Genomic DNA, 12,784 nt, shown 5'->3' on the forward strand with positions numbered 1-12,784 from the left:
GAGCAAACCGGGCGTTTATCGGCTTGTCGCTGATGCGCTGAGACCCTAATTGCAGGCCATGCAATCGACCAACGACATTCGCCGCTCTTTCCTCGATTATTTCGGGGGCATGGACCATGCCGTCGTGCCCAGTGCACCATTGGTTCCGTATAACGACCCTACACTGATGTTCGTGAACGCGGGTATGGTTCCGTTCAAGAACGCTTTTACCGGGCTCGAAACACCGCCGGCACCGCGTGCGACAAGCTCGCAGAAATGCGTTCGCGCAGGCGGAAAGCACAACGATCTCGACAATGTCGGTTACACGGCGCGGCATCATACGTTTTTCGAAATGCTGGGAAATTTCTCTTTCGGCGATTACTTCAAGGAACAGGCGATCGAGAATGCCTGGAACCTGTTGACGAAAGAATGGGGCCTGCCAGCGGACAAGCTGACTGCCACCGTCTATCATACCGATGACGAGGCGTTCGACCTGTGGCGCAAGATTGCCGGACTGCCCGAAGAGCGCATCATCCGGATCGCGACCAATGATAATTTCTGGTCGATGGGCGATACCGGTCCATGCGGACCGTGCAGCGAGATTTTTTATGATCACGGCGAGCATATCCCGGGTGGCCCTCCCGGATCGCCCGATGAGGATGGCGACAGGTTCATCGAGATATGGAATCTCGTTTTCATGCAATTCGATCAAGGCGCAGATGGAGAACGCTCGCCTCTGCCGAAACCATCGATCGACACGGGCATGGGGCTGGAGCGGATCGCTGCGGTCATGCAGGGCGTGCATGACAATTACGATACCGACACATTCAGAAGCCTGATTGCTGCATCCGAAAGCCTGACCGGCGTAGCCGCCTCTGGCGAACATCAGGCGAGTCACAGGGTCATCGCAGATCATTTGCGGTCGACCGGTTTCCTGCTCGCCGACGGGGTTTTGCCATCGAATGAAGGTCGCGGTTATGTTTTGCGGCGCATTATGCGCAGGGCCATGCGCCACGCTCACATTCTGGGCGCGAAACAGCCGCTCATGCACCGCCTGGTGCCGGAACTGGTTGCCGAGATGGGACAGGCCTATCCGGAACTGCAACGCGGCCAGGCTTTGATCGAGGAAGTGCTGGAGCGTGAGGAAACACGCTTCCGCCAGACCTTGGATAAAGGTCTGCGACTGCTGGACGAAGCCACCGGCGACATGGCCGAAGGCGACGAGCTGGACGGGGAAACTGCGTTCAAGCTCTACGATACGTTCGGCTTCCCATATGACCTTACCGAAGATGCCCTGCGCACACGAAATATTGGCGTCGATCGCCCCGGCTTCGATGCCGCGATGGAGCGTCAAAAGGCCGCCGCGCGCGCCGCATGGAAGGGTTCTGGCGACACAGCTTCGACGGAAATCTGGTTCGACATTGCGGAACGCGAAGGCAGCACCGAATTCACCGGATATACCGCGACCACGGGCGAGGGCCGGGTTGTCGCGCTGGTCAAGGATGGGGCAGAGGTGCAATCCGCTGGCGAAGGCGAGACGGTGACCGTGCTTACTAACCAAACGCCATTCTATGGCGAAAGCGGCGGCCAGTCCGGTGACGTTGGCAGCATCTGGACACCAGAAGGCCTGAAGACATCTGTTTCCGACACATCCAAGCCACTCGGCCGGTTGCACACCCACCAGGCCACAATCGACGCGGGTGAAATCGCCGTCGGTGATACGGTCCATCTTGATGTAGATGCTGATCGAAGAGACCGGATCAGAGCAAATCATTCTGCCACGCATCTCATGCACGCCGCGCTCCGCAATCGCCTTGGGGAACACGTTACGCAGAAGGGGTCGTTGGTTGCCGAGGACAGGCTTCGCTTCGACTTCTCGCATCCCAAACCTATGACTGCGGAAGATATCGCTGCGATCGAAGCAGAAGTGAACGCAGAAATTCGCGCGAACGACCCGGTCCAGACCAGATTGATGAGCCCTGATGATGCGGTCGAGGCAGGAGCTCTTGCCCTGTTCGGTGAAAAATACGGCGACGAGGTCCGCGTTCTTTCCATGGGGCGCAAGACTGATGGAGAACGCAATTTCTCGGTCGAGTTGTGCGGCGGAACGCACGTGAACGCGACTGGCGATATCGGTGTGTTTCGCATCGTGTCGGAATCGGCGGTATCGTCAGGTGTGCGGCGGATAGAGGCGCTAACCGGTGAAGCAGCGCGAAACTGGTTGGTCGACCGTGAAGAGGCACTGAAAGAAGTCGCCGGCACGCTGAAAACATCGCCTGACGAAGTGGCCGGCCGGGTCGCGGCGCTGGTTGATGAGCGCAAATCGTTGGAAAAGGAATTGGCCGAAGCCCGTAGGCAGCTCGCGCTTGGTGCGGGTGGGGCCGGCGCTGGCCCGGCTGACGAAGAGATCGCTGGTACGAAGTTTTCCGGTCAGGTTCTGGATGGTCTCAATCCAAAAGAGCTGCGCGGACTGCTGGATGAAGCAAAGTCGAGGCTTGGCTCGGGTGTCGCTGCCGCAGTGGCAGTGAACGATGGGCGCGCGACATTTGCAGTTGCGGTCACTGACGACCTAACCGGCCAGTTCGATGCGGTTGCACTGGTCCGTGCCGGTGTCGAAGCATTGGGCGGGAAGGGCGGCGGGGGCCGCGCCGATATGGCCCAGGGCGGCGGACCAGACGGAAGCAAGGCCGAGGAGGCGCTTGCTGCCGTACGGGCCCAATTGGCTGCCTGAGATCAGCCGGAAGCGTTTTCGGTTTCCGGCTCGCTACCACGAGAGACGTCGTGGCCAATGTTGCGGTCCTGACGGCCACTGCTGCTCACGCTGCCGTGGCTTTCGTCCTGAACGTTCTGAGGTTTGAATTTCTCGTCGTTCGAAACCGGCTTCGATGGGTCTTGCTTGCTGCTCATTGAAAATCTCCTTCGATTTTTCAACGGACTGGAGCAAGATTGGTTTCGAGATAGTCAGCTTTCGGCGGTCGAAGTCCTGAGTTTCGGCTTGTAATCCAGAGCGCCCTTTTCTTCGATCTGGGCGCGAAATTCGTCCCGCTTTTCGTGAATTGACGCGATTACCGGACCCATCGCAACGCCGATATCGACCAGCACAGCCTCTGACAATTGAAGCGAGCTTTCCAGCGTTTCCGGCACTGCGTGGCTGGCGCCGGCGCGGTAAAGCTGGGCTGCGTGCTCCGTGTCGCGGGCGCGGGCTACGATCAGTAGATCAGGGTGCTCCTTGCGCAGCTTGCGCGTGAGTCGTTCAGCCAGAACCGGTTCGTCCATGGTCAGGACCACTGCGGGGGAACGGTCCACGCCGAGCCTTGTCATCGCGTCGCCGCGGGCCGCATCGCCAAAGGTCGCCCGGTAGCCCTTGCGCTTGGCCGATTCGATCAGATCGGCATCGGCATCAATGGCGATATAGGGCTTGCCGTGAGCATCCAGCATTTGTGCAATCAGCCGTCCGACACGCCCCGCGCCGATGATAATCACAGGCGGAGTCGTATGGTCGACATCTTCTAGTTCTGGCGCTGGTTCAACCCGCCTCGCGATCACACGGCCCAGCCGGGCAAGCAGCGGAGTGATGGTGAGGCCGATGGCCGTTACGATTTGCCAGAACTGCGCGGTGCCCGGCTGGATCAGCATGGCTGAACTCGCCGCAGCAAGGACGATCAAGGTCGTTTCCGACGGGCTGGCCATCAGAATACCGGTTTCTGCCGCAGTGCTCCTGCGCGCGCCCATCATCCGCAGCAGCGACCCGGTGACAAATGCCTTGAAGGTCAGCACGCTGACGACCGCGACCAGAATTGGCCACCAATTGGACCAGATCGTGGTCAGGTCGATGCTCATCCCGACGGTGATCAGGAAGATACCAAGGGCGAGCCCCTTGAACGGCTCCATGATCCCTTCGACCTCGCCGTGATATTCGGTCTCGGCAATCAGCAGGCCAGCAATGAGCGCGCCGACGATGGGCGAGAGGCCAACCACGGAAGTCGCTAGACTGGCACCGATGACGACGAGCAGGCTGGCGGCGAGAAACAGTTCCGGGCTTTTGGTGCGGGCAGCTTGCGCAAACAGCCGGGGCAGGGCCACACGGCCGATGACGAGCAAGGCAGCAACCACCAGTCCGCCCTGCCACAGGGTAGTGATCATTCCTTCCCAACCTTCGCCCTGCGCATTGGGTGCCATCGCACCGAGAATGAAGATGATCGGAACGATCATGATGTCTTCGAACAGGAGCATGGACAGCGCAGCGCGCCCAACGGGTGACGATGTGCCGGAAATCGGCAAGACGATTGCCGTTGACGAGAAGGCGAGGGCAAAGCCCAGCGCCAGCGCGCCGGTCCAGTATTGGCCCATCATGGCCAGCGCAATCGCCAGCATGGAGCCGATAATGAGCAGTTCCAGCGCGCCCAGGCCGAACACCAGCTTGCGCATTTGCCACAGGCGCTTGAAGGACAGTTCCAGCCCGATGGTAAACAGCAGCAGGATTATCCCGAATTCCGCGTAAGGCTCCAAAGCCTCAGGGTCGGTTATAGTCACGTAAGAGAGCCAGGGTGCGTCGAAGACCAGCTTACCCAGCCCGAATGGCCCAACGGCAATCCCGATCAGGATGAAACCGATCACCGGAGTAATCCGGAAACGCGTGAACACCGGGATGACAAGCCCGGCAGCGCCGAGAATCACCAGCGCGTCACCCATTGACGAAGTATCGAGTTCCCCAGCCATTGCTGCAGCTTACCGTGCGCTTCTGCCTATGTCACCGCAAAGCTGCGGCTTAGCCACCGCCTGCTGAGTGTGTTCCGATCGGTGCGCGGCGCGGCTTCGTGCGGCCCGGGTGATCGCCAGCCTCATCCCATTCGATGCGGTAAAGGTCGAACCTTCTGTCTGCCAGGTTCCGGACCGTTCCTTCGGCCCGCGCCCAGCTAAGATCGGCGAGGTTGATATCGCTGATGGTCAGCGTTTCCACATTCTCGCTCGCTTCCGCCGCGATGCCATCGCGCGCAAACGGGAAATCGCACGGGGTGAGGATGCAGCTCTGTGCGTACTGGATGTCCATGTTCGCGACGTTGGGCAAATTGCCGACATTGCCGGACAGGACGACGAAGCACTGGTTTTCAATCGCGCGGGCCTGGCCGCAATAGCGGACCCGCAGGTAACCCTGGCGGCTATCGGTACAGAACGGCACGAAGATGATGCGCGCGCCTTCGTCGGCTAATCGGCGCGACAGCTCGGGAAATTCGCTGTCATAACAAATCTGGACGCCAATCGGGCCGCAATCGGTCTGGATCACATCAATGCTGTCACCGCCCTTGATGTTCCACCAGTAACGCTCGTTCGGGGTGGGGTGGATCTTTTCCTGTTCGTGCACCGATCCGTCGCGCAGGCAGACATAGGCTACGTTGTGAATATCGCCGTCTTCCATCCGTGTCGGGTGCGATCCGGCGATGATGTTGATGTTATATCGCATGGCGAAATCGGAAATATCGGATTTCAGGCGCGGCGTGTATTCGGATAGACGCTCGATCGCCTCGACCGGGGACAGTTCCTTCTTCTCGAAACTGAGCAGCATAAGCGTGAACATTTCCGGAAAGACAATGAAGTCTGCCTCGTAGTCGCTTGCAACATCGACGAAATATTCGATTGCACCCATGAACTCGTCGTAATCCTTGACCGCACGGGCCTGCAATTGACAGGTCGCAACACGGACAGCCTCGACACCGCGGGGAAGGCGTTTTTTCACTGGTTGGTCGCGGTCCACGTAAGGGTTGCGCCATACCATCATCACTGCATTGCCTTCCGACCTCTTGTCTTCGGGCAGATAGTTTTCAAGAATGCGTTCCGGCTCGAAACCATTGGCGAGTTGGAAACGCAGGACCGGATCGTGGATCTTGGCGGCCAGCACCTGATCCAGGTAATCCTGCGGACTTTCGGCGCGGTTGGTCTTGCGCCTCCGCGCCCGTGAATAACCGGGCATCCTCCCGCCGAAAACGATCCCGGTGAGGTCTTTTTCCTCTGCCAGTGCGCGGCGTTCTTCATACAGTCTGCGCCCGATGCGGACGCCGCGAACCTTGGGGTCTACGCACATCTCGTAGCCATACAGCCAGTCCCCGGTCGGATCGTGGCGACTGCCATAACCGTTGCCGGAAATCTCGTCCCAATTATGGTCGGCGAACACCACCGGTTCGGGAAGCTGCATCGACGCGCAGTATCCGACAACCTCGTCATCCAGCAGCGCGATGAAGCAGCCTTCGGGGAAGTTGTTGATCTGGCCCCGGATTTCGCCCTGGGTGTAGGGGGGCAGCTCTGTATAGGCTCGGCGGATCAACGCAGAGATTCCTCGCACGTCCTTCGCCCGGGCGTTGCGGATTTCCAGACGACGCTTGCCAAACTTTTCGGCTGTTTTGCGGGGCTTCTTGGTGCTTGGCGCTGATTTGCTGGTGGTCACAGAATTCTTTCACTTTTGGGCTGTCTGATACCGAACCGCCATTAGCAGACGAATGTTCCCGCGCACAGCGAAGCCGGGCGCTCGTTTGGTCCGCGCACAAAAAAGGCGGGCACCGGATCATCCGGTACCCGCCCTCTGATTTGATGGCAGTGGTGCTTAAGCAGCCATTGCCTTTTCGAGGTTGTTCACAATCGCCTCGAAGAACTGTTCCGTGGTCAGCCAGTTCTGCTCCGGGCCGATCAACAGCGCGAGATCCTTCGTCATCTGGCCGCTTTCGACGGTCTCGATGCAAACGCGCTCGAGCGTCTCGGCAAATTCGACGACTTCTGGCGTGTTATCGAACTTGCCGCGATACATCAGGCCGCGTGTCCACGCGAAGATCGATGCGATCGGGTTGGTCGAAGTGGCCTTGCCTTCCTGATGCTGGCGATAGTGGCGCGTCACGGTACCATGGGCGGCTTCTGCCTCTACCGTCTTGCCGTCGGGCGTCATCAGAACCGAGGTCATCAGACCCAGCGAGCCAAAGCCCTGCGCGACGATGTCGGACTGAACGTCGCCGTCATAGTTCTTGCAGGCCCAGACGAACTTGCCGCTCCATTTCAGAGCTGCTGCGACCATGTCGTCGATCAGGCGGTGCTCGTAGGTCAGGCCGTGCTTGTCGAAATCAGCCTTGTATTCCGCCTCGAACACTTCCTGGAACAGATCCTTGAAGCGGCCATCGTATTTTTTGAGGATGGTGTTCTTGGTCGAGAGATAGACCGGCCATTTGCGGTCAAGCCCGTAGGCGAAGCTTGCGCGGGCGAAATCGCGGATCGAATCGTCGAGGTTGTACATCGCCATCGCGACGCCGCTCGATTCGAATTCGAACACTTCGAGGTCGATGTTCTTGCCGTCTGCACCTTCGAACACGAGGCGCAGCTTGCCGGCACCGGGGATGAGGGTGTCGGTCGCACGGTACTGGTCACCAAATGCGTGACGACCCACGACGATCGGGTCGGTCCAGCCGGGTACGAGGCGCGGCACGTTGTCGATTACGATCGGTTCACGGAAAACCACACCGCCCAGAATGTTGCGAATCGTGCCGTTTGGCGAACGCCACATTTTCTTGAGGCTGAATTCCTCAACGCGGGCTTCGTCCGGGGTGATGGTCGCGCATTTCACGCCGACGCCGTGTTCCTTAATCGCATTTGCTGCGTCCACGGTAATCTGGTCGTCAGTTTCGTCGCGCTTCTCGATCGAGAGATCGTAATATTTCAGATCGATATCAAGATATGGCAGGATCAGTCGCTCGCGGATCCACTGCCAGATGATCTTGGTCATTTCGTCGCCGTCGAGTTCGACAACGGGGTTTTTCACGGTGATTTTCGCCATGTGCTTCCTGCTACCTTTTCAAGAGTTGGCCGCGCTTTAGCAGAGGAGGCACTAGAGGCAAGGTTAGGCAGCCGAAAACACGAAAGGCGCCGCACATGCGACGCCTTTTGAGATGATGGTGGGCGTAGAGAGAGTTGAACTCCCGACCCCTGCAATGTCAATACAGTGCTCTACCACTGAGCTATACGCCCGCACCATCAAAATGCTGTCGAAACAGCAGGAGCGCCCTCTAGCCGCACCGAACAGGCCGCGCAAGAGGGTGAAAGGGATAAATTCGCGTTAGAGGCTGGCGGCTGCCGCATCCTCGAAAACGCGCTCAACCTCCAGCACGAGATCGCGCAGGTGAAACGGCTTCGAAAGAACCTTGGCGGTCGGCTGTTCGCGGCTTGCTTTCAGCGTCACCGCGGCGAATCCAGTGATGAACATCACTTTGGTCCGAGGGCTTACCTCGTTGCAGCGCTGGGCCAGTTCGATCCCGTCCATTTCAGGCATCACGATGTCCGACAGCAGCAGGTCGAAATGCTGTGTTTCGAGCAGCGGTACGGCCTCGGTACCGCGATCGACGGAAACCACCTCGTATCCGGCTTTTTCCAGAGCGCGTGCAAGGTAGCCGCGCATGGCTTCTTCATCCTCGGCCAAAAGGATTCGCAGTGCAGATGTATCCGTCATTCGAGGGCGTTTAGCCCAATTGGCTTAAGAAATCTTTGGCATTCGGCCAATTGGCCTGCTTTGACACAAATGTTTTGATGGTTCAGCACAGCGACCTGAAAACATGACCATCGAGGTTTCGGCCTGGCCGGCCCGCGATGCTTTTAGTCGAACCGCGCGAAAGGTGCGAAAAACAGTGATTCCAGGGACGAGAAAAGCTGCATTTTCGCTTTCCATGACCGACGATGTTCCGATTCCGGTTGTAGTGGCCGTGCCGCACGCCGGGCGTACTTATCCAGAAAACTTGGTTCAGCGGATGAGGCGTCCCGAATATTCGCAGGTGCGGTTGGAAGATCGTTACATCGATCATGTCGGCACTGCGGCTGCACGCCAGACGGGGGCAGGGCTGTTGCTGGCTCATGCCCCGCGCGCCATGCTCGACCTCAATCGGGCCGCCGACGACATGGACTGGGAAATGGTTGCTGGCGGTGCGAGCAGCCCCGCAAAACACTCAATCGCCAATCGCCGCGCACGAAGCGGACTGGGCTTGGTGCCCCGGCGTCTTCCCGGACTGGGGGAGATCTGGACAGGTCAGATGGAGCGTGCCGAACTGGATGCGCGGATCACCAACATTCATTCACCCTACCACTCGGCATTGGCGGAGATGCTGGAACGGGTCAGAGACAAATGGGGCGCGGCCTTGCTGGTTGACCTTCATTCGATGCCGCCTCTGCGCAAGATGCATGAGGATGATCGCGCGGCACAATTCGTTATCGGTGACCGGTTCGGGGCCAGCGCAGACGACCGGATTGTCGCCGCCGCACTTCAGAACCTGGCAGATCAGGGCGCCATTGTTGCCCATAACCGCCCCTATGCCGGCGGATACGTACTGGATCGGCATTCGTCCCCGGGACGCGGGATTCACGCCATACAGCTGGAAGTTTGCCGTTCGACCTATCTCGATGGTTCTTTGACTACGACAACAGACAAGCTTCCTGAAGTCGCATCGGTCGTTGCGTCACTTGTGCGGGTTCTGGGCGAACTGGTTGCCCGACTGGGCCGTTCAGGCGCGCTGCCGCTCGCCGCCGAATAAGCCTTTCAGACAAGAAAAAACCACCTCGTGCAAATCGCACGAGGTGGCCAAGGTTCAGGGAGGGGGCACGCCGTGGCGTACCCATCCGGATGGCTATGAGGGGGGAGTGCCATCCGAATACTGTCCAAATAGTAAGGGGGCCGAAGCTCTTCAACCCCGGCCCACCTTCAAAATTGTATCAGTTTGTCGTGCGCTCAGGCGCCTGCAGCGGGTTCAGTCGCAGTCGGTAATTGCGGGCCTTTGCCCTGGCCGGTTTGGCGGGCAAAGATCGAACGCATCAGGTCGAGCGACATCATGTGGGCCTGCGACAAGGCAAGCATGCCGTTCTTGTTCCATTCACGAACCAGATCACCGCGAAGATCGGCGAACTTTTCCTGATTGATCATCTGGAAACCGCGATAAATGAACGGTTTGTCGGGACTATCATTCAGCGCAATCGAGATTTCGCCATCCATTAGCAAATCGTGCTTTTTCAGTTCGTCGACGAAAGCCTTGGTGCGCTGGCCTGCGCCTTCGAAATGTTCGCAGAACTGTAGAATACCCTGAGTGGTTTCAGACGGCTTGCCCTCGCTGTCGAACAGAGCTGTGCCTTCTTCGTACTCGCCCACCGCACCAACGGTCGGGTCGAAACAAAGCGACAGTTCTTCACTGTCGGGCTTCAGCTTGGCCAGCATGAACGGATAACGGCGAATGTAGGCAGGAAGGTAAATCGGGTCGGTCACCTTGCCGCTGTCGTCGACAAATACGTTTACACCTTCATTCAGGCCCATGAGGGCCAGTGGAAGTGGATTTTCGCCTGACGAAAAGACGATCGGAAAATAGCGCTGCGCCTGAACAAACTCATCGACGGTCAGCGGGATTGCGTGCGCACTCTTCAGCCACTCGGCGGAATCCATCGGACGGCTCTTCCAGTTCGCGTGATCGCGGCTGTTGAGCGGCATGAGGTCTTTATAAAACAGGGGCAGTTGGGGCTGCGGCGCGCTCGCCATGGACATTCTCCGGTAGATCTAATCAAGAAAACAGATGTCTGGTGGACGACCAGTATTCGAGCGCCCTCCCATGTGAAGCGCGCGCTTTAAGGGTTCGTGCCCGAGCGCGCAAGCGGAACAAGTTTTCCGGGATTGAACAGACACTGCGGATCAAGCGCATTCTTGATCGTTTGCATGAGCGAGATCGAAACCGGGTCTCCAAGTCGTTCCAGTTCGGCAAGTTTCATTTGTCCGATACCGTGTTCAGCGCTTATCGATCCGCCCCATTCGGTAACAAGATCATGGACGAAGCTGCTGATTTTCTTGCCTTCTGCTTTTTCCCATTGCCCGGGAACCGCGTTAGGCGGGGCGATCACATGAAAGTGGACGTTGCCATCGCCAAGATGCCCGAATGCCACAGCCTTGGTATCTGCGAAGCGTTCCTGAACCGCGGGCAGGGCGGCCGCGACAAAGTCCGCCATTTTGTCCACCGGAACTGAAATATCGTGTTGCATCGCCGGCCCGATTGCGCGTTCGGCAGAAGAAATCGAATCGCGCAAATGCCACATCTGTTCGGCTTGGGTTTCGCTGGCTGCGATGGTTGCGTCTTCAATCAGACCGAGTTCCAAAGCGCTTCCCAGAATGGTCTCTGCCAAATCGGGCAGAGCATCAGCCTTGTCCTTTGGCGCGGCGAGTTCGATCAACGCGTTCCACGGGTGCATTTCTGCCAGGGGAGCCTTCTGCTCGGGTTGATGGTTGAGGACCGCCTGTAAACTGTGCTGCGGAATGACTTCGAATCCTTCGAGTTGTTCGTTAGCCTGATCCTGGAAGTGCAGTAGCAATTTGCGCGCATCCAGAATGCTGGAGAGGCCCGCCCACATGACGGCGCGGCCGCCGATTTCGGGGAGCAAACGCAGAGTTGCCGCAGTCACAATCCCCAATGTGCCTTCCGATCCGATCAAAAGCTGCTTCAGATCGAACCCTCGATTGTCCTTTTTCAGCGGGGTGAGCGAATTGAAAATCTGCCCATCGGGCAGCACCGCTTCCAGTCCGGCGACCTGCGCGCGCATGGTCCCGTGGCGCAACACCTGTGTGCCCCCGGCGTTGGTCGAAATAAGCCCGCCAATGGTGGCTGAGCCCTTACCGCCGAGCGTCAACGGGAAACGAAGCCGCTTCGCCTCTGCGGTTTCGTGCAAGGTCTGCAGGATCACACCCGCATCGCAGGTCACACTGCGTTCTTCTTCGTTGAGCGCGCGAATCGCATTCATTCGGCGCAGGCTGAGTATGATCGACTTGCCGCCTTCATCAGGGGTGGCGCCGCCAGACATTCCGCTGTTTCCGCCTTGCGGCACAATCGCGATGCCATGCTTGGTGCATACCCTGACAAGTGCAGCCACTTCTGCGGTCGATGCAGGAGAGGCCATTGCCAGCGCCGAACCGGAATATCGGCCGCGCCAGTCGGTCAGCCAGGGTTCCATGTCCTCGTAGTTGGAGGTCAGGCCCTTGGGTCCGAGTACAGAACCTGCTTCGCTCAGGAAGTGATCGAACTGGTGAGGATTCTTTTCTGCCATGCTGCACTCTATTGCACAGCGGATACAGTGCGCACCACCATTTGCATGGTTTGCGTTTCCAATTAAGCCAACATTCAAGCTTCGCAGGTATAGAGGGCACACACACCGTCCTGCCAGTAAGCAAACATGGGGCGGATTGGGGAGTTACCTGACTGATTTATGCCAAGCCTGACCGTCTTGATAGCGCCATTGGTGCTTTTGCTGCCCGGTGCAGCCAGCGGTGAAGCTGCGGGTGATCAGCAGGCGCTTACGCCTCAGGCTCAGAGCGGCCAACCGGTATTCAGCGATGACTGGCTCGGGCTGGAGGATGCAGGCGCGATGCCGATCCAGCGACAGGTTCGAATCCAGCAGCGGGTTATCATCCGGGTGTCTCCGCGCAGCCCCAGCGTGCGTCAGAACCTGATGGCGGACCTGCCCCAGCGTGAACGCCCTACAAAAGTCGTAGAACGCAAGATTGGCAAATGCGTTGATATGAGCAGCATCGCCGGCGTTCAGCCGACGCGCGATAACCGGCTGATGCTATACATGCGCGACCAACGCATGATTGCGGCAAATTTGGAAAAAGCGTGCTCTGCGCGTGACTTCTATTCCGGCTTTTATGTCGAGCCTAGCAAAGATGGGCGGCTTTGCATCGACCGGGACAAGCTGCAATCGAGGACCGGGGCGAAGTGCGAACTGAGCCGAATCCGGCAATTGGTTGCTGACTAGGCAGGCT

Annotated in this window: 10 protein-coding genes and 1 tRNA gene; 3 read left to right on the top strand and 8 right to left on the bottom strand. The window is 58.5% G+C overall.

All coding sequences use genetic code 11. From position 1 onward, the window contains the following. The first annotated feature begins 58 nt into the window (after window positions 1-58). Window positions 59-2,710, top strand: coding sequence for an alanine--tRNA ligase (gene alaS / locus PO778_RS02800; protein WP_271438527.1), 2,652 nt, complete (start codon window positions 59-61; stop codon window positions 2,708-2,710). A 2-nt stretch (window positions 2,711-2,712) separates the two neighbouring features. Here alaS and PO778_RS02805 read toward each other — a convergent pair whose 3' ends face one another. The 6 genes from PO778_RS02805 to cpdR all read right to left on the bottom strand — a co-directional run bounded on the left by PO778_RS02805 (window position 2,713) and on the right by cpdR (window position 8,458). Further along, a complete protein-coding gene (locus tag PO778_RS02805) occupies window positions 2,713-2,886 on the bottom strand; it encodes a hypothetical protein (RefSeq protein WP_160729581.1) in 174 nt (57 codons plus the stop codon). Between the two features lie 54 nt (window positions 2,887-2,940). Beyond that, a complete protein-coding gene (locus PO778_RS02810; protein WP_160729582.1) occupies window positions 2,941-4,698 on the bottom strand; it encodes a cation:proton antiporter domain-containing protein in 1,758 nt (585 codons plus the stop codon). 49 nt (window positions 4,699-4,747) lie between these two features. Next, window positions 4,748-6,346: a bifunctional GNAT family N-acetyltransferase/carbon-nitrogen hydrolase family protein gene (locus PO778_RS02815; RefSeq protein ID WP_271439328.1), complete on the bottom strand. Its 1,599-nt coding sequence runs from the start codon at window positions 6,344-6,346 to the stop codon at window positions 4,748-4,750. 228 nt (window positions 6,347-6,574) lie between these two features. Then, window positions 6,575-7,789 (bottom strand): NADP-dependent isocitrate dehydrogenase, encoded by a 1,215-nt coding sequence (locus PO778_RS02820; RefSeq protein WP_271438528.1) that lies wholly within the window; start codon window positions 7,787-7,789, stop codon window positions 6,575-6,577. 116 nt (window positions 7,790-7,905) lie between these two features. Next, window positions 7,906-7,980 (bottom strand) — tRNA-Val (locus PO778_RS02825). Window positions 7,981-8,068: 88 nt separating this feature from the next. Continuing rightward, window positions 8,069-8,458: a cell cycle two-component system response regulator CpdR gene (gene cpdR / locus PO778_RS02830; protein ID WP_160729585.1), complete on the bottom strand. Its 390-nt coding sequence runs from the start codon at window positions 8,456-8,458 to the stop codon at window positions 8,069-8,071. Window positions 8,459-8,672: 214 nt separating this feature from the next. Between cpdR and PO778_RS02835 the strand changes: the two genes are divergently transcribed. Continuing rightward, window positions 8,673-9,530: an N-formylglutamate amidohydrolase gene (locus PO778_RS02835; RefSeq protein WP_160729586.1), complete on the top strand. Its 858-nt coding sequence runs from the start codon at window positions 8,673-8,675 to the stop codon at window positions 9,528-9,530. A gap of 194 nt (window positions 9,531-9,724) precedes the next feature. Here PO778_RS02835 and PO778_RS02840 read toward each other — a convergent pair whose 3' ends face one another. Together PO778_RS02840 and PO778_RS02845 are read right to left on the bottom strand one after the other, a co-directional pair. Beyond that, window positions 9,725-10,519 (bottom strand): SapC family protein, encoded by a 795-nt coding sequence (locus PO778_RS02840; RefSeq protein ID WP_271438529.1) that lies wholly within the window; start codon window positions 10,517-10,519, stop codon window positions 9,725-9,727. Window positions 10,520-10,605: 86 nt separating this feature from the next. After that, window positions 10,606-12,069, bottom strand: coding sequence for an FAD-binding oxidoreductase (locus PO778_RS02845; protein WP_271438530.1), 1,464 nt, complete (start codon window positions 12,067-12,069; stop codon window positions 10,606-10,608). A 159-nt stretch (window positions 12,070-12,228) separates the two neighbouring features. On the opposite strand from PO778_RS02845, the gene PO778_RS02850 reads away from it, so the two are divergent. Continuing rightward, window positions 12,229-12,777, top strand: coding sequence for a hypothetical protein (locus PO778_RS02850; protein WP_271438531.1), 549 nt, complete (start codon window positions 12,229-12,231; stop codon window positions 12,775-12,777). Window positions 12,778-12,784: the final 7 nt, after the last annotated feature.

Source organism: Pontixanthobacter luteolus (genome assembly GCF_947494915.1).
Taxonomy (GTDB): Bacteria; Pseudomonadota; Alphaproteobacteria; order Sphingomonadales; family Sphingomonadaceae; genus Pontixanthobacter; species Pontixanthobacter luteolus.

Excerpts from the sequence above, each read along its gene's own strand:
- PO778_RS02835 (WP_160729586.1), top strand. The coding sequence starts at position 8,673 with ATGACCGACGATGTTCCGATTCCGGTTGTAGTGGCCGTGCCGCACGCC.
- PO778_RS02805 (WP_160729581.1), bottom strand. The coding sequence starts at position 2,886 with ATGAGCAGCAAGCAAGACCCATCGAAGCCGGTTTCGAACGACGAGAAA.
- alaS (WP_271438527.1), top strand. The coding sequence starts at position 59 with ATGCAATCGACCAACGACATTCGCCGCTCTTTCCTCGATTATTTCGGG.
- PO778_RS02810 (WP_160729582.1), bottom strand. The coding sequence starts at position 4,698 with ATGGCTGGGGAACTCGATACTTCGTCAATGGGTGACGCGCTGGTGATT.
- PO778_RS02845 (WP_271438530.1), bottom strand. The coding sequence starts at position 12,069 with ATGGCAGAAAAGAATCCTCACCAGTTCGATCACTTCCTGAGCGAAGCA.
- cpdR (WP_160729585.1), bottom strand. The coding sequence starts at position 8,458 with ATGACGGATACATCTGCACTGCGAATCCTTTTGGCCGAGGATGAAGAA.
- PO778_RS02840 (WP_271438529.1), bottom strand. The coding sequence starts at position 10,519 with ATGGCGAGCGCGCCGCAGCCCCAACTGCCCCTGTTTTATAAAGACCTC.
- PO778_RS02850 (WP_271438531.1), top strand. The coding sequence starts at position 12,229 with ATGCCAAGCCTGACCGTCTTGATAGCGCCATTGGTGCTTTTGCTGCCC.
- PO778_RS02820 (WP_271438528.1), bottom strand. The coding sequence starts at position 7,789 with ATGGCGAAAATCACCGTGAAAAACCCCGTTGTCGAACTCGACGGCGAC.